This window comes from Streptomyces sp. NPDC006261 (assembly GCF_040613515.1).
GTDB lineage: Bacteria > Actinomycetota > Actinomycetes > Streptomycetales > Streptomycetaceae > Streptomyces.
This window is the reverse complement of record NZ_JBEXSI010000049.1, coordinates 1-17,289: the sequence shown is the minus strand read 5'-3', so window position 1 is coordinate 17,289 and position 17,289 is coordinate 1. Positions and strand designations below refer to the sequence as shown.

General features: G+C 66.8%; 9 protein-coding genes and 6 pseudogenes. 8 read left to right on the top strand and 7 right to left on the bottom strand.

Going from position 1 to position 17,289, the window contains the following annotated elements:
* Positions 1-184: 184 nt before the first annotated feature.
* Positions 185-1,384 carry a hypothetical protein gene (locus ABZ154_RS26805; RefSeq protein ID WP_356836702.1) on the bottom strand — a complete coding sequence of 400 codons (1,200 nt, stop codon included), beginning with the start codon at positions 1,382-1,384 and terminating at the stop codon, positions 185-187.
* Between the two features lie 1,028 nt (positions 1,385-2,412).
* Between ABZ154_RS26805 and ABZ154_RS26800 the strand changes: the two genes are divergently transcribed.
* On the top strand, positions 2,413-3,273 hold the full coding sequence (locus ABZ154_RS26800; RefSeq protein ID WP_356836700.1) for a polyprenyl synthetase family protein: 861 nt from the start codon (positions 2,413-2,415) through the stop codon (positions 3,271-3,273).
* Between the two features lie 663 nt (positions 3,274-3,936).
* Entirely contained in the window at positions 3,937-4,470 is a 534-nt protein-coding gene (locus ABZ154_RS26795; RefSeq protein WP_356836698.1) for a terpene synthase family protein, read from the top strand.
* A 167-nt stretch (positions 4,471-4,637) separates the two neighbouring features.
* On the opposite strand, the pseudogene ABZ154_RS26790 reads toward ABZ154_RS26795, so the two are convergent.
* Positions 4,638-5,936 (bottom strand): annotated as a pseudogene (locus ABZ154_RS26790) (Tn3 family transposase); the annotation flags it as partial.
* A gap of 60 nt (positions 5,937-5,996) precedes the next feature.
* Positions 5,997-6,779, bottom strand: a pseudogene (locus ABZ154_RS26785) (transposase); the annotation flags it as partial.
* A 142-nt stretch (positions 6,780-6,921) separates the two neighbouring features.
* On the opposite strand from ABZ154_RS26785, the pseudogene ABZ154_RS26780 reads away from it, so the two are divergent.
* Positions 6,922-7,266 (top strand): annotated as a pseudogene (locus ABZ154_RS26780) (DNA-3-methyladenine glycosylase 2 family protein); the annotation flags it as partial.
* Positions 7,267-7,502: 236 nt separating this feature from the next.
* Positions 7,503-7,829, top strand: a complete 327-nt coding sequence (locus tag ABZ154_RS26775) for a hypothetical protein (RefSeq protein WP_176145750.1) — start codon at positions 7,503-7,505, stop codon at positions 7,827-7,829.
* Between the two features lie 25 nt (positions 7,830-7,854).
* On the opposite strand, the pseudogene ABZ154_RS26770 reads toward ABZ154_RS26775, so the two are convergent.
* Together ABZ154_RS26770 and ABZ154_RS26765 are read right to left on the bottom strand one after the other, a co-directional pair.
* Positions 7,855-8,682: pseudogene (locus ABZ154_RS26770) on the bottom strand (IS5 family transposase).
* Between the two features lie 78 nt (positions 8,683-8,760).
* Positions 8,761-9,237: a carboxymuconolactone decarboxylase family protein gene (locus ABZ154_RS26765; RefSeq protein WP_356836696.1), complete on the bottom strand. Its 477-nt coding sequence runs from the start codon at positions 9,235-9,237 to the stop codon at positions 8,761-8,763.
* A gap of 70 nt (positions 9,238-9,307) precedes the next feature.
* On the opposite strand from ABZ154_RS26765, the gene sigJ reads away from it, so the two are divergent.
* The 3 genes and pseudogenes from sigJ (at position 9,308) to ABZ154_RS26750 (ending at position 14,394) form a co-directional block, all read left to right on the top strand.
* Positions 9,308-10,195: an RNA polymerase sigma factor SigJ gene (sigJ, locus tag ABZ154_RS26760; protein ID WP_356836694.1), complete on the top strand. Its 888-nt coding sequence runs from the start codon at positions 9,308-9,310 to the stop codon at positions 10,193-10,195.
* A gap of 167 nt (positions 10,196-10,362) precedes the next feature.
* Positions 10,363-10,653: pseudogene (locus tag ABZ154_RS26755) on the top strand (HNH endonuclease); the annotation flags it as partial.
* 400 nt (positions 10,654-11,053) lie between these two features.
* Positions 11,054-14,394 (top strand): annotated as a pseudogene (locus ABZ154_RS26750) (RHS repeat-associated core domain-containing protein).
* A gap of 409 nt (positions 14,395-14,803) precedes the next feature.
* On the opposite strand, the gene ABZ154_RS26745 reads toward ABZ154_RS26750, so the two are convergent.
* A complete protein-coding gene (locus ABZ154_RS26745; protein WP_356836693.1) occupies positions 14,804-15,076 on the bottom strand; it encodes a DUF6233 domain-containing protein in 273 nt (90 codons plus the stop codon).
* Positions 15,077-15,699: 623 nt separating this feature from the next.
* On the opposite strand from ABZ154_RS26745, the gene ABZ154_RS26740 reads away from it, so the two are divergent.
* On the top strand, positions 15,700-17,085 hold the full coding sequence (locus tag ABZ154_RS26740) for an endonuclease/exonuclease/phosphatase family protein (protein WP_356836691.1): 1,386 nt from the start codon (positions 15,700-15,702) through the stop codon (positions 17,083-17,085).
* Between the two features lie 122 nt (positions 17,086-17,207).
* On the opposite strand, the gene ABZ154_RS26735 is transcribed toward ABZ154_RS26740, so the two are convergent.
* Positions 17,208-17,289 (bottom strand): DUF3263 domain-containing protein (locus ABZ154_RS26735; protein ID WP_356836753.1); only part of this gene is annotated, 82 nt, incomplete at its 5' end.

Here is a 17,289-nt window from a genome sequence, read left to right as displayed (position 1 = left end):
TTGAACAAGGCCCATGGCCGCCTGCGCCACCCCGTCGAGCGAGGCATGGCCCGCCTCAAGATCTGGCGGATTTCCGCACGGCACGCTGCAGCCCGATCTGGTTCACCCGTGCGGCCGAAGCCGTCCTCACCCTGGAGAGGTATCGCTGAAAATGCTCACTACGTTCAGTATGGTTTCACCGATGTCAAACGGCCGGTTGAGTCTTTTCCTTTTGCATGGGGCAGACGGACGCCGCCGAGGGGGAGGTCGTGGGTGACCTGGTCGTTGCCCCGATCTGATGGAGGATTTCGACGGAGAGCAAGTCTTCCTTGCCCTTGAAGGCGTCCGCGATCATCGGGTCGGTGGGGAAGACCAGTTCGGCTGAGACGTTGTCCTGAACGATCCGGGCGAGATTGTCCAGGGCCACGAAGATCGGGTCGTGAGGAACTTCGACGGTCGGCAGGTCGATCAGGTGGGTGGCGACCTTCGCCGGATTCATGCATCGCCTGACGATGATCGATGCCTGGTTCAGCTCGGACGTCGTCCAGATCGACAGCACGACCGTGTACAGGTCCCTCCACGCCTCCTCGCCGATGGACTCCCGCCACTTCCGCATGAGACCTTCCACGCCGGAGATCTGTGCCGCGGCCGCGTACTTCATGTTGGTGCGGATGCTGGGGTACGTTCTGCCCGAGAACTCCTCGAACGACGCCATGTCGAATGTTCCGCTTCGCACGGAGTCACGGATGAACGTGAGTGCTTCGTCGAGGATCTTCGCGCAGGAGATTTCCAGCTCCTGTGGAAGATTGGCCTCCCTGAGCTGCCGTCGTGCGGTGGTGAGTGTGGCGGCGTAGTTCTGGAGAGGGCGGATCCACCCGTCCGCCCGGGGTCCCTCGGACGCGACCATGTCCAGGTCGTGGGGGTCGATGCGGTCGGCGTTGGGGAGGTTGGGCACCTTGTCACTCAGGTAGGCGGCAAGGGTGGAGAAGATGCCCTGAGGGACATGGCTGATCGACTTCGCCAGCTCGAACAGCTCGGGCACCGGGCTGACGGATTCCTGCTGGTTTCCGTCCTGGATGAGGGTGAACGTGCCGCCCGTGGCATCGTTCTGGACGACGATCACGGGACTCAGGCGACTGATCATTTTAGACTTGAGTGCGGCATAACTCGCACGCATACCGACGTTGGCCGCCCTCATCGCGTCCCGGGCCCTCAGCTCGGCACCCCTCACTCCCACGCCCGCGCCTGCACGCGGGGTTGCAGAAGCCGGCGCAGCGATGCCGAAGAGCGCTGCGGCGCCGGCCGCCGACGTCCCGTCGATGAATCCTCTACGCGTGACCATCCCTTGTCCTCCCAATCGGCGCGCACCCCGGTGCGCGCCGCTCGTGCAGACCCTGTCGCGCACGTTTCGACGACCACGGGTCAAATTCCCAGAGGGACGCACCCTGGCGTACACCGCACCGTTAACACCCGGTGGACGCTCGTGGACACGGCCGGCAGCCGGGTGGGACATGCCCGAAGGTGGGAACATGTGACCCCGGAGCGGTGCGGGTTTCCAGGATGACGTGACGGTCATGCCCGCCACACGGTGTAGGGGATCAGGCCCGTCACGTTTCACTGCACGACTCGCGTCGATCTCGTTGGCGAGCGCGGCCCGCGAAGAGCCCTGTGGGGCAGACGCATGCGTTCCCGTCGGCGGTCGCACCTGCCACGACCTGCGGGTTCCGCCCGCTTGATCCCCTACACCACGTGGCGGGACACCATCTTCCGTACGGAGGGTCGGACCCTATCTGTCGTCAAACCCTGTCAGCAATCACCATCGGATCTGACTGGATTCGCTCCGCCGCGAGCCCCCGGATTGCACGGATTCATTGGACTCGCTGGCTGCCTGTCGTCGAACGATTGTTTGCCGACAGATCGCTCCCGGCTATGCGCCCGGCGCGGGCGGGGTGGATTGCGCGCCTGGCCCGCGCGGCGACACCGCTCCTGATGGGGCCGGATGGCGTGCGCCACCGCGCATTTCGCAGGACGTGTACGCGTCAATCGTGGCTGGTGTGCGCCTTTGCGGGCTCGGTCAACCGGGGGATGCTGGGGTGCGTTGCTGGGGCTCCCTCCAACTGGCCGAGACCATGAACCGGGCCGCTACGGAAGGGTGAACCGTCATGAGCACTTTGCCCACTGCCACGCCGCACGATCCGGCTCCGTCCTCACCGCCTGCTCCCGCACACGGCCGGCTGGACCTGTCATGGGTGGACCGTGAGCTCACCGCCGTGCTGAACGCCTTCATCGACGGCAAGACCAGCGAGGCCCGCCGCCAGGGTTTGCCGGTCGACATCCCCACCGTCCTGGGCAAGTTCTTGGCCTCCGGCGGCAAGCGGATTCGCCCCACGATGTGCGTGCTCGGCTGGCACGCAGCCCGGCGGCGCCGACAGCGTGCAGCCGGCAGTCAGAGCGGGTGCGTCCCTGGAGATGTTCCACGCCTTCTGTCTGATCCACGACGACGTGATGGACCACTCCGCCACGCGCCGCGGCCAGCCCACCGTGCACCGGGCCCTGGCCACCCACCACCACGGCCGTACCGTCGCGGCGGCCGATGCACTCGGCGAGTCAGCCGCCATTCTGGCCGGAGACCTCGCCCTGATCTGGTCGGACGAACTCCTGTACGGCCCGGACAGCGAACTGAGCCCAGCCCACCGAGAATGCCTACGGCCCCTGGTCAACGTGATGCGCAGCGAGGTCATGTACGGCCAGTATCTGGACCTCACCGCCACCGGCCGCCCCACCACCGACGTCGAGCGGGCGCTGGCCATCGCGCGCTACAAGACCGCCAAGTACACCATCGAACGGCCCCTTCACATCGGCGCCGCCCTCGCCGGGGCTGGGAGGGAGATGCTGGATGCGCTCAGCGCCTATGCCCTGCCCCTGAGGGAGGCGTTCCAGCTCCGCGACGACATCCTCGGAATCTTCGGCGATCCTGCCGAAACCGGCAAACCCCGCCTGGACGACCTGCGCCAAGGAAAGCACACGGCCCTGCTCGCCCTCGCCCTCCAGCGTGCTGATTCCGCCGAGTGCGAGGCCCTCCACGCGCTGGTTGGTGATCCCCGTCTCGACGAGGACGCCGCTGCCCGCATTCGCCACATCATCACCGCCACCGGCGCCCGCGCGGCGGTCGAGGACATGATCCGTGTGCGTCGTGAGCAGGCCGGACGGGCACTGCTGACAGTGCCTGTCGCTCCAGCCGTTGCACAGAGCCTGCAAGAGTTCGCCGACGCCGTCACTGGGAGGACCACGTGAATGCCCGCTTGGCGCCGCTGTCACAAATTCCCCAAGGAAGCAAGGAAGGCAATGGGTCGGCCTTTTTTGACGGAGAACTGACGCCCGGCACTCCGATCGCCCTGCACTTCGATGCCGGCACGGTCGCGATGAACGGACAGGAAGCCGTCCTGGACTACACGGCCGTGTGCGCGACCTATTTCGGTGAATCAGCTATGCCGCACCCAGCCGCTGTGGAAGAGCTCGTTTCCACCTGCCAGGCCGAAATGCAGGTTTTCTCCCCTGAAGACGATCGCTACGTGGCGGCAATCAGCCGTATGGGTGCCGCATGGACGGCCTATGCCTTTCCTGACGTCTCCCCGACGTCCCCCCTGATGGCCGCCACGGCACTACTCAACACCGGACTGTTCATGCACGACGACGGAGTCGATCCCGATCCCCGCGCAGCCCCCGACTCAGTCTTTGAGCGTCTCCGCAGCCTGGAGGAAATCGATCAGGTCATCCTGGACGTGTTCCGCGACGACCGGCCCCGTGACCCCGTGAGCACCGCCAGGCCCTACCCCTACGGGGCCGCCCTTCTCGGATGCCTGCGCGAAGCCGCCGTCCGCTACGCCGCGCACATGCCGGGCTGGCAGTCCCGCAAACAGGTCTTCGTTGAATCCCTCAAGGAGTATCTCGACGCAGGTGAATGGGCACTGCGCGAGTACGCGGAAACACGCGTGTGGCCTCCGGACGTCAACACCTTCCTTTTCCCAGCGAGAATTCGAAGGAGCCGGGAATCTCGCGTACGAACAAGCCGCGCTCCTCAACGCCGTCGACCGCCCGCCCAGCCTCCAAAACCTCCTGGAAATCAGGCGTTTCCGTCAGGCAGCCACATACGCCGTTCTGCTCGGACATGATGTGATGGGATTGGCCAAGGACATCAGAAACGGCAACCCCAGCAACCTCGTCATGGTCCTGCACCAAGAAGGCAGCCTCACGTTGCAGGAATCCTGCGACAAGGTGATGGCCATGCAGCACCACGAGGCTATGGAGACCATGCGCCTGGCGAAAGCACTGTGCCGCCGCCATCCCGACCTCACCGGCTACACCCGAGCGGTAAGGCTAACCGTCGAAGGAACCTTCCGCGCATACGCCTTCGCTGCCCGCTACGGACCGCACGGCCTGCGGATCCGCGGCATCCGCACCAGCCCGGCCGGACATACACATGCGCTATGAGCGGGTCTGCGCATCACTGGCCGCGCCCGCCGCTCCGATCGCTGGGTTCACGGTCGCGTCCATGCCCCATCTCCCGCGAGGTTGTCACCGGCTACGCCGTGGCGGCCGCGAAGCGGCTGAACAGGGCAAGGACTCGCGAGCTCATCACCGACGTGGTCAGCCGCCCTTTAGTTCTGTTCGTCCCCGTCCTCGTCCAGCTCCGGCGCGTCCGGGTCACGCAGCGGGCGCAGGGCACCGGCGGCCGGCGTCGAGGCGGTGAAGCTGTAGCGGCCGAGCAGGTTCAGGTTCTTGTGCTTGAGCGGAGAGAGCCGGGCAATGTCCTCGTCCCGGATCTCGTGGCCCTCGGCGCGGAGCTGGCTGACGGCGGCGCCGAGGTACTTCGTTGTCCAGAGCACGATAGCGTTGAGGACCAGGCCGAGCGCGCCGAGCTGGTCCTCCATGCCGTCGCGGTACGCCTGGTGGATGGTGCCGCGCTTGCCGTGGCGCACGTCGCGGGCGAGCTTGTGGCGGGACTCCTGCACGGTGAGCTGCCGGTTCATCTGACGGCGGTAGGGGTCGTCGACCGGGTCGACCACGCGCAGCAGATGCTCGGTCTTGGCGATCCGCCCGTACTCCGCGAACGCCGCCCCGACTGGGCGACCGTCTCGGCCGAACATGCGCAGCAGGTCGTAGGCGCGGACCTGGTTGGTGACCAGGGAGCCGGCGACCTTGAGCATGTCCGGCCAGTGCGTGATCACCTTGTTCAGGTTCACGCGGTTGCGGGCCAGATCCTCCAACGCGCCGTACGTTCCGGTCTGAAGTACTTCGGCGACGGAGCGGCGCTGATGGTGCGGACAGGGACGACGAACCGCAGCCCGTCCACCGAGGCGAGCAGGCCCTCGCCCCAGAACTTCACGATGGGCACCTCGGCCTGGGCCGCGATGAGCCGTGCGTTCGCGGCGGCGATGGTGTCGGCGCGCAGGTAGTACTGGTCGACGTGCACGAGCCGGGCCCGAGTCAGGGCCTCATGGGCGGGGTTGACCACCGGGGCCAGGCCGATGTTGCACGCCTCCGACACCAGCAACGCGACCACCGAGGTGGGCAGGTCCTTCATCCGGGTCGTGCCGTCCCCGAGGTGCACGAACGTGTCGAGGAACCCGGTCCAGGCGTTCACCTCGAACAGCAGGTCCGGCAGGTCGATCTTCGGGAGCATCCTCTCGACGCGCCCCCGCGACCAGGTCAGGGACAATCGGCTCGCCGAGCGCCCCGACGTTCAGCTTCACCCGCCCATCGTCCTACACCTCGATGGAGACCTTCGCCGCCGGCCCCGCCCTTTCCAGACGTTCGGCGAGCTGCTTCCACCCGGCGTCCAGGCCCCGCACCAGCTCCGCCAGGTGCTCGGTCACGGGCATGTCCAGGCTCAGCCCGGCCAGCACGTACTCCTCGACCGCGTCCCGGTCGGGCCCGTCCAGTAGGCGGCCCCGCGGGGGGGTTCTCTATGTCCTTCGTCAAGGACGTGGTGCCTGGTGTGTGGGTGTTTGGGGTGGTCATGCGGCGAGGGTGACGGTAGGGATGCGGGACTCGTAGAAGGTGCCGTCGGGGAGCATGGCGAACAGGACGCTGATGCGTTGGCGGGCCAGTCGCAGGAGTGCCTGGGTGTGGGTTTTGCCGCGGGCTCGTTGCTTGTCGTAGTAGGTGCGGGAGGCCGGGTCGGCGTTCATGCAGGCGAAGGCGGAGAGGAACATCGCGCGTTTGAGCTGCCGGTTTCCGCCTCGGGGTGCGTGTTCGCCGTGGATCGAGGTCCCCGACGACTTCGTCGTCGGGGCGAGGCCGGCGTAAGAGGCGAGGTGGGCGGCGCTGGGGAAGCTGGTGCCGTCGCCGACGGTGACCAGCAGGACTGCGGCGGTCCTGACTCCGACGCCCGGCATCGAGGTCAGGACCGGGTGAAGAGGGGGGGCCTCCAGCAGGGTGCTGATCTGGGCTTCCAGTGCCCGGCGCTGGTCGTGGACCGCGGCGAGCGAGGCGGCCAGGGACGGGATCACGATGTCGAGGGTGCTGGTTCCCGGGACTACGACGGTCTGTTCGTCGAGGGCGTCGAAGACGTCGTCGATCAGCCGTGCGGCCATGCGTGGGGCCTTGGGACGGACAAGTTCGACGAGTCTGCGGCGGCCGGCCTTCCGCAGAGCTGCCGGGGATCCGTATCGCTCGAGGAGCCAGGTGACGGCCGGGTGGTCGAGCCGGGGCCCGAGCACGCGCTCGAGGCTGGGGTGGAACTGCGTGAGCAGGCCGCGTATCCGGTTGGAGGTGCGGGTGGCTTCCGCGGCGAGGTCCACGTCCCGGCGCCCGGGTGAGCGGACGGACAGCGGAAGCGTTCCTGCGGTGCCGGTGCCGTTCAGCTCGGTGGCCCGGAGCATTGAGGCGACGCGGTTCTGGTCCTGGGCGCCGCCCGCGCCCGACGACCTGGCCCGCACGCTGCGGGTGCTGCGCCGCGGCCGCGGGGACCCGGCCTGCCGGCAGGAGTCCCGTACCCCGGCTGGCCCGGTCACCCTCCGGATCAGCGACGGCCCGGACGCGGTTGCCGGACGGTGGATCACCGGCAGAGCATGGGGGCCGGGCGCCGACTGGGCGCTGGACCGGCTGCCGGCGCTGCTCGGTGCCGACGACGAGCCGGACGCGTTCCGGCCCCGGCACCGGGTGGTGGCCGCCGCGCACCGTAAGCACGGCGGGCTGCGGCTGGCCCGTACCGGGCTGGTGATGGAATCCCTCGTGCCGAGCGTGCTGGAGCGGATCACCACCGGCAGCGCCCACTACGCCTGGCTGGCTCTGTGTGCCAGAGCCCGAGATCGGACAGCAGTTGTTCACCGTCTTGAGCGGCGATGGGGCCAACGGCGGGAGTCGAACTGTTCACGAGTTCGGCCAGCGCAGGTCCCGCCCGTGACCTCGCCTGAGCTCAAGGTGGTGCCGGTGGCGGACCTCCGTAGCCACCGGCACCGTCGCTGCGGGCGGGCATGCACCTAGGCGGTGTCTTCAAAAGATCTTGCCAAGGTGGCCCCATGGCTGCGCACGATGCCTTGGTGGAACATCTTTCTGTCGACGTGCGCGCTTCGCTCCGGCTCTTCGCTTTCTACTTGGCGAACGGCACCCTCGATCTGGACCTGCTCGATGGGTTCGACTATCGCTCAACCGTCTTCCACTCCGGCTCCTCTTTGGAACAGGTCTTCGCGATCTATAGCAATGTGCTGCAAGTCGACGCCGACGGCATGGTGCTGAACGACGGAGAGGCGCAGTACCGGGTCGCGCAGTGGGTTCGGGTGTGCTGCGACCCGAGCTATCGGGTCGAGCCGCCGTTCGAGGACTGGGAGATGGAGCTTCATCTCTGATGGCCCGCCGCTCATCGCCGGAGCATCATGCCCACATCAGAAGCGACGCAAGAGTGACGGCCGCCTTGTAGGACTGGGCTGTCTTGTCGTAGCGGGTGGCGATGCCTCGCCACTGCTTGAGGGTTGAAGCACCGTTCCACGACGTTGCGGTGCCTGTAGACCACCTTGTCGAAGGCCGGAGGGCGACCGCCGAGGCTGCCCTTCCGGGCCCGATTGCGGACCTGGTCAGCCCGTTCGGGGATGGTGTGGGCGATACCCCGCCGACGGAGCCAGGCGCGGATCGCCTTCGAGCTGTAGCCCTTGTCACCGATGACGTGATCGGGCCTGGCCCGGGGCCTGCCGGGCCCGGGCCGGGGCACCCGGATGGCGTCCATCACCGTGGCGAACTGGGTGCAGTCGTTGGTGTTTCCGCCGGTCAGGACGAACGCGAGTGGGCGACCGACAGCGTCGCAGACGAGGTGGATCTTGCTGGTCAGACCGCCTCGGGACCGGCCGAGTGCCGGGCTGTGAAGCCCCCTTTTCGGGCCCCGGCGGCGTGCTGGTGGGCGCGGACGATGGTGGAGTCGACCGACACCAGCCAGTCGATGTCACCCGCGGCGTCCGCCTTCGCCTGCGCAGCCTGCAGCATCCGGTCGAACGTGCCGTTTGCCGCCCAGCGGCGGAAACGAGTGTGGAGGCTGGCCCACGGACCGTATCGCTCGGGCACGTCCCGCCAGGGGACACCGGTGCGGAACTTCCACACGATCCCGTTCAGGACCATCCGGTCGTCCAGCCGGGGCCGCCCCAGTGCAGGCCGGGGCAGCAACGGGCGCATGAGGTCCCACTCGGCATCGGACAGTTCATGGCGACGTATCACCGCACCATGATCCACGAACCAAGATCACTTTGACGACAGGCTCTAGCACCCCCGGTGACGCCTCGGCAGTGCCGGTCACCAGGTGGTGCCGGCGGGCTCCTCGATGGTGGTGTTGATGCGGTTGAAGAAGTTGGTAAGGCCGATCATCAGGATGATCGCGGAGAGCTGCTCCTCGTTGAAGTGGTCCGCGGCCTCGTTCCAGACCTCGTCGGGGACAACCTTGCCGGAGCGGTCGGCGATCCGAGTGGCGGCCTCGGTCAGGGCCAGGGCCGCGCGCTCCTCGTCGATGAAGAACGGAGTCTCGCGCCAGGCGGCCACGGCGTGGAGGCGTTCGTCGCTCTCGCCGTGCTTCTTCGCGCCCGCCACGCCGGCGAACACGCAGGCGCTGCAGCCGTTGATCTGGCTGGCCCGCAGGTGGACCAGTTCCAGGATCTGCGGGGACACGCCGCCCTGGTGCATGGCCTTGTAGATGTTCTGGATGCCCTTCATGGCGTCCGGCAGGACCAGGGCGGGGTTCTTCATCCGGGCGGTGGTCGTGGTTGCGGCGTTCATCTGATGCTCTCCTGGTGATCCGTTAGCGTCTGTCACTGGACCGACGGATCGACACGCGGGGGTGTGACAGGTGAGCGAAAGTTCTTCTCTGGCCGATCGTTTCGAGGCCGAGCGGCCCGGGCTGCGGGCGGTGGCCTACCGGATGCTGGGTTCGCTCGCCGAGGCGGAGGACGCCGTCCAGGAGGCCTGGCTCAGGCTCAGCCGCACCGACGTGAGCGACGTGAGGAACCCTGGGGCCTGGCTCACCACGGTCGTCGGCCGAATATGCCTGGACATGCTGCGCTCGCGTACCTCGCGACGTGAGGATCCGCTGCCCGGGCAGGACGGGTCGGTCCGGCTGCCGGACCCGGTGGTCACCGCGCCGGCCCGAGTCGATCCCGAGCGGGAGGTCCTGATCGCGGACGAGGTGGGCATCGCCCTCATGATCGTTCTTCAGGCCCTCTCTCCGGACGAGCGGCTCGCCTTCGTCCTCCATGACATGTTCGACGTGCCCTTCGACAATATCGCCCCCATTCTCGGCCGCACCACGGTCTCCACCCGGCAGCTCGCCAGCCGCGCCCGGCGCCGTGTCCAGGGCGCCGCCCCGGCTGCCGATACGGACAACGCCCGCAAACGCGACGTCGTCGACGCCTTCCTGACCGCCTCCCGCGGCGGCGACTTCGAGGCACTCCTGGCCGTTCTTCACCCCGACGTCGTCGCGCGCTCCGACGGCGGCACACTCGTCCCGAGCATCCTGCGACACGGCGCGGGCGACGTGGCGTCCCAGGCCATCACCTTCGCCCGCTTCGCGGCGAACGCACACCTGGTACTGGTCAACGGCACACCCGGCGTCGTCTCGTTCGCCGAAGACCGACGACCGCTGTCCGTCATGTCGTTCACCATCCACGACGGCCGCATCACCGCACTCGACATCCTCACCGACCCCGACCGCCTGACCACCCTCAACCTGCCCAACTGACCGATACCGGCCACTACACAGCGGACGCCGCCCACCGGGAACCAGCACGAAGGCGCACTCGACTGGGCTGAGCGCTGTTCCATCTCGGGCTCTGGCGCAACCTCCGTGAAACCACGCCGACCGGGCTCGTGCCCGCCTCCGGGCGAGCCGCCGAGCTGCCGATTCACGCTGGCGCCTCGAACTGGACCGCGGCGCGGCGGGAGGCATACGCCAACGACCAGGGGTCGGACGTTTCGCTTGTCGCGGTGACCGCACGCACCAACAGGTCGAAGTCCGACCAGGACCCGGCCGACTGGATGCCGCCGTCCCCGGAGGCGCAGTGCCGGTATGTAGGGGAGTGGGTGTCGACCAAGCTCCGCTGGCAGCTCACCGCGGACGACCGCGAGCTGGAAGCGCTGAAGGTGCACGCCGAGGGGCCGTGCGAGAACACCGTCGTCCGCTACGCGTTGGCCAACTGACCTGTCTGGCCCCTCCCGCTGGAGGGGCCGAGAAAAGCTGCCGGTCCTGCTCCGCTCCCAGCGTGGACAGATCCCGACGCGGTGCGGGAAGGGAGCATCCTGCAAGGAGCACGAGGGGCAGATTCGTCAGCGCGAGCGAGTGTTTCGCGTGGTCGGGTTTCGGCCCGGTTTCTTTGGTGCCGAAACTGTTGCCATAGGTTAAGAGAGGGCGTGGTGGGCGACGCTCCAGGAGGAATAGGGCAATCAAGTCGGCTTGTTCTGGCACGTTTACGTGTTTGTGCTCGGGAACTTGTTCGTGTCGTGTGAAGGGCTCGTGGCAGCGTGTGGGCCTCCGGTGGCCGGGGAGGTCACCATGTCCACCTATTCCGTGGGGGATTGCATGGTTTCGCGTGCTTCGGGCATGCCGTTTCGGCGTGCTCGTAAATCTCACAGAGGTGCTCTGACGGCGGCCTTGGTGGTGGCCGCGCTGGGTGCTTCCGCACTGCCGACGTGGGCCGCGCCGGGCGAGGTCCCGGCCCCCGGCTCGGCCTTGGTGTCGGTCTGGGACAAGAAGGCCGATCCACAGTCCATACCGCCGGTCAAGGTCGGCACCAACAGGCCGCCGGCCAACGTGGAGGAGTCCGCTCCATCGGCGGCGGCGGCCGCATGGCGGGCCGCGCAGGAGGAGCGGGCCAGGTCCGGTAACAGCGCCTCGTCGCCCGCGGCTCGTTCGGCGGCCGGTGTGCGCAGTTGGGTGCCACGCGGGCAGGGGGCAGTGCCCTGGCATGAGATATCCGACTTCCGGATCACCGACTCACTGGTGGCCCGGGTCAACCACTCCAACGGCAACCTGATGCTCGCCGCGACCGACTTCGAGGTCGCGGGGGTGGGGCAGAAGCTGCGGCTGGCCCGCACCTACAACTCGGTGGACGCCCCGTGGGGCAAGGTGTCGCAGCGGTGGTGGCAGGAGTACGAGCGCTACCTCGACCTCTACGCGAACGAAGTGGTGTTCTTCGGCGCCACTGGGGACGCGGCGTCCTTCACGAAGAACGCCGACGGGACTTTCACCACGCCGAAGGGGTACTCCAAGGACCTGAAGAAGAACGCGGACGGCACCTACACGCTGACCGACCGCAGGTCCGGCTCTAAGGACACCTACGACCAGTACGGCGCGCTGACGAAGGTCACCGACCGCAACAAGGGCGTCATCACCGTCACCCAGCACGACGAGGGCGCCGAGCACAAGGGCTTCAGACTTACCGAGACCCGTTCCGGCCGGTGGTTGGACCTGGTCAAGACGTATCCAAATCAGTGGCAGGCCGAGGACCACACGGGTCGCACCGCCGTCTTCGACCTCAACGCCGATGGCGACCTGGTGAAGACGACGGACACCGAGGGCAAGGCCACAGTGTTCGGTTACGACTCCTCGCACCGTCTGACGAAGATCACCACTCCGCAGGGGGGGTGACGGTCTTCACCTATGACCACGAGAACCGGGTCACCTCGATGCGCCGCGCCACCGAGCTGAACGGCTCCGGACATACCGGCCCGACCTGGACCTACGCCTACTCCGCCGGCTCACACCAGGACGCCGGCATGACGACGGTCACGGACCCCGAGAACCACGCGACGACGTACGAGCACGACGCGGACGGCCGGGTCACGAAGGTCACCGACGCGCTGGAGCGGTCGCGTTCCAGGAAGTACGACGCGAACAACAACGTGGAAGAGGCCACCGACGCCATGGGCACCGGCGGCGTGGGCGGCAACGTCACTACGTACGGCTGGGACGCGCGCAACAACCCCACCGGCTCCACCCTCCCCACCGGAGCGACGGCGACCGTGACGGGCTACCAGACCATCGCAGGCGCCGACCTGCCCGGGACGCTGACGACGCCGGACGACGAGAAGACGAACTACACCTACGACACCGCCGGCAACACCAAGTCCGTAGCGGTGGAAGGCACCGGCGGCGGCAATCAGTCCTTCGACCACAACCCCGCCACCCCCACCTGCGGCGGCTTCGAGGGCCAGGTCTGCAAGGTCACCACCAGGATGACGGCTGCCAAGTCGGTGGCCACCGCCTTCACCTACGACGCCAAGGGCAACCTCAAGACGGTCAAAGCCCCCGCCCCGCTGGGCACCACCACCTACACCTACGACGACCTCGGCCGCGTCTCCTCCGCCAAGGACGCCCGTGGCACCACCATCACCTACGCCTACGACCACCGCGACCGGGTCAAGAAGGTCGACTCCTCCAACTACCAGACGGTCACCTACGAGTACGACGGTGACGGCAACCTCACCCAGCGCTCGGACGGCACCGGCGTGATCAAGTACGCTTTCGACCCGCTCTCCCGCGAAACCGTCCGCACCCTGCAGAACGGCTCGCAAACGGTCCTGGCGTACACCCCAGCGGGCAACGTCGACACCTACAAGGATCCGGCGGGCCTGACTGACTACACCTGGAACGAGGTCAACAAGCTCGCCGAGCTGAAGGACCCCAAGGGCAAGGTCACGACGTACGAGTACAACAAGAACGACGTCCGCACCAAGACCACGTACCCGGGTAGCACGGTCCAGGAGATCACCCCGGACAAGTCCGGCCGCCCGGAGAAGATCAAGGCCACCAGCCCCCACGGCACCCTGATCGACCTCGCCTACACCTACGGCTACGGAACCGGCGGCACGACCGACGGCCTCAAGATCCGCACCATGACGGACGCGGTCGCAGGGACGAAGACGAGCTACGAGTACGACAGCGCCGGGCGCTTCTCCTACGCGGCGGAGAACAAGGGCTCCACCCTCAACTCCTCCTGGCAGTACTGCTACGACCTCGCCGGGAACCTCACCTCGCAGGGCGTCGACAAGGGCTGCCCGCGCGGCACCACCTACACCATCAACGACGCCCAGCAGATCACCGCGAAGGACAACTCCACCACGAACTGGTCCTACGACCAGATCGGCAACGAGACCGCCGCCGCCTCCACCCCGGAAACCACCCGCACCGGCATCAAGTGGACCGACCACTCGCAGATGACCTCGATCACCACCGGCGGCAAGACCTACGCGGGCCAGTACGGCTCCACCGACCAGTCCGAACGCATCAAGCTCGGCGTCACCTACTTCCACAACGGACCCCTCGGCCTCTCCGCCACCTCAACGGCTGGTGTGGACACCGGATTCAACCGCGAACCCGGGGGCACGCTGAACTCCGTGTCCCGCGGGGGGAAGAACTACTACTACCTGACCGACGCACTCGGCTCGGTGGTCGCTCTGGCTGACGAGGCCGGCACGAAGGTCAACACGTACGCCTACACCCCCCGCGGCGTGCAACGCGCCACCACCACCGAACAGGTCCCCCAGCCCTACCGCTTCGCCGGCGGCTACCAGGATCCCACCGGCCTCTACCACTTCGCGGCCCGCTACTACGACCCCAATATCGGCCGCTTCACCACCCCCGACCCCTCCGGCCAGGAAAAGAACCCCTACCTCTACGCCGCAGGCGACCCCGTCAATAACATCGACCCTACGGGTCTCGGATGGCTTCAGAAAGCAGGGGATTTCCTGAGCGATCACGAAAGTAAGGTAAGTGCCGCTGTCGGCTGCATTGCGGGCATCGGCGCCGCAGCTGAAACGGGGATCATCCAGGCCGCAAGTGTTTTCGGTGGCCCGGTGGGCACGGTAGGTGCGGTAGTCGCCAGCTGCGCGGTTGGTGGCGCCATGGGCTACGCAGGCATGGACATCATCAGTTACGGATGAGCATGAAAGGGCACCACTAGCTCGTTAGTCAAACTCTGCCGCGGCGACGGATTCCTCCGTCGCCGCGGCAGAGGGGCGACTACGATAAGCGGATTTCGCGAAGGTTCTGATGGATTCTAAGTGTGGAGTTCAGGATGCACGATAAAGTCAAGCTGCAGATCTTCTCTGTCGTGTGCGTTGTGGTATCTGTCGCAGCCTTGGTGGCTGGCGTACAGACAGGAGATGGTATGTATCTGTTCTTGGGGGGAATGGGGTTGCTGGGAGTGGCCCTGCTTGCCTTTGCGGTAGCGCGGAGGAGAAAAGGAAGTTCCTGATCGGTGGGGTAGCCCACCGCAGCCGTCTTGTCCGATATCAGCGGCCTCGCCGGCGTACTCACCACCATCGGGAGCTGCTCAGGCCAACAGATCGATCACGAGGGTGGCGGCAGCATGTCCCGTGCGACGGCCCTCCGGTCCGCTGGGTGTATGAGCCAACCCCACACTGTGCAGGTTTCGACATCCGGTTCGCGCAGCGCGGCGAGGGCCGCCTCGCGGTCGATGAGCGCGCCAGCGTCATCGAAGAGGCCGCAACCGCCGCGATGGAGCAGCGTGACGGAACCTGAACGCTGCGGCTCAACCTTCCACAGATGCTCCGACCGGGCCCGGCGCGACCGACGCTGCTGCTCTTCCTCCTGCGCCTCCAACGTGCGGACCTGCTGCTCTGCCTGCCGCAGATGCCAGGCGAGGAAGTCCCGGGTGATCCACCACTTCTCCAGACGGGATATCCCACCGGAGCCCCGACATGAGGATCAGGCCGCCTCGGTGTCAGGAGCCTCGTGCTGGTGCTTCAGCCGCATCCGCGCATCGACGACCTGGCTTTATCGAGCAGTAGCGATGTCACTTGTCGACGGGTTTGGGAGGCGCCCAGAAATGTGGCCGGGTGATGTTGATGAGTTCGGGAGGCGCTGGGGTTCTTGCCAGGGCACCATCGGGGTGATCATGGCGAAAGGCCCCGCATGGATCGCAGGGGCGCAGGACAGGCCACTATCGGTGCAGGAGTTCCCCGGTAGCAGGAGCGGCCTCATCGTCGCTTCACGGGCACCACGGTTGGCATGCCCCCCCCGCCGCGCGTCGAGCGGCGGGCCACGGACGGCGGCAACCTTGGGGGGTGGCCGAACGCGTATGGCTGGCGGCGGCCAACCGTTCGCGTCGCAAGCGATGATCGCCAGAGCCTATGATGCGTCCTGTTCAAGTCAGAAATTTTACATAAGCGGAGCTTCCTATAACCATGAGAACGATTCGTGCTGGAGTCTTGTGCGGGTTCCTGATGACGTTGCTCGCGCTGTTCATAGCGCCGCCGGCTCAGGCCGGTGACCCTCTTACGGAGAAGTCCGCGGGCCGTAAGTACGCGCTCCAGTCAAGGGCGGCCACCGACAAGGCCGGCAAGAAGATGTGCGTCTCAACGGAGATCAACGACGCCGGCAACCAGGCTGGCAAGCTCCGTGCTCGAACGAACTGCGAGAATCCGGGCAGTCTCGGGTCGTGGGAGACGTTCACACTGCACACCAACGACAAGGGTTCGCGCGCAGCCCTGCGTTCCGAGGCCAACGGCCTCTACGTATCCGCCGAGTTCCACGACACGGGCTCCCACATGGGCATGCTCCGTGCCCGTCAAGACGGCGCCATCGGCAACTGGGAGCGGTTCGAACTAGTACCCCAAGGGGACTGGTTCGCCCTGAAGTACAACTTCACTGAGGGAGGCACGTCCAAGGACTACTACGTCTCCGCCGAGATCAACAGCACCGGCTCGGACGAGGGACTCCTGCGAGCCCGCGCGACAGGAACGCCCGGCTCCTGGGAACAGTTCAAGCTCGTCGAGATCCCTTCCGCCTCGTCGCCGCCGACCACAGCGTCCACGCCGGAGCGCAAGATCAACGTGCTGACATGGAACGCGTGCAGCAACAACAGCAAGTGCAAGATATACGAGTACTCGGTCGACAGTTTCACCCAAGCTGTCACGGACTGGGCCAGCCAGGCGAAGGCTGACGTGATCCTGCTCCAGGAGTTCTGCGAGAAGCTCGCCAAGCCGCTGGAGAAGAAACTCGAAGCAGACCTCAACGGTGGAGCGGACGCCTGGGACGTTCGTTTCGCCCCCATCCAGCACCAGATAGGCACAACCAAACACTGGGCCCAGAAGTCATGTGCCAAGAATCGCGGAGCTTACGGCGTCGCAATCGCCGTGCCCGCCGAGAACACCTGGTACAACGCCTTGGAGCTGGAATCTCCCACGAACACCGAGCGCCGCACCGCTCTGTGCGCTGCGATCCAGTCCTGGGCCGTCATGGCCTGCACCGCCCACTTCAGCACCGGCGGCGAAGGCTACGACGACGAAGACCGAAACCAGCAGAAGGCTCAGGCTGCCTTCCTCGCGGAGAAGGTCGACCACGAGGGTTACCGGGCCGTCTTCGGCGGCGACTTGAACGCCACCCCGACCGTGACACCCACGGGCAGCAACCTGCCGGTCCTTCTGTCGCTCTACCACACGTACAAAGAGTGCGATGACCCGCTCAATCGCGCCACCGCAGGGAACTCGAAACTCGACTACCTCTTCGCCCCGCCCTCCGGGGCCTGGTCCGGATGCACCGTTGGGACAACCGCCTGGCCCTCGGACCACAAGCCCGTCTGGGGCACGGTGACCCTGGCCGCGCGCTGAGCACCGGGCTGTTCTGAACGACGATGAGAAGGTCGCTGCTGATCTCCCCACCACCGCCGCGCCGGCCATCGGCCTGACCGACCTGTACCTCTACCACTCCGCTACCGCTCCCGGAACGGGGGTCAGCGGCGCTCCCGCCTCGCCTCCCGCAGCCGGCGCAGGCGGTTCACCGTGACCGGATCCTCCCGCAGTGCCCGCTCGTCC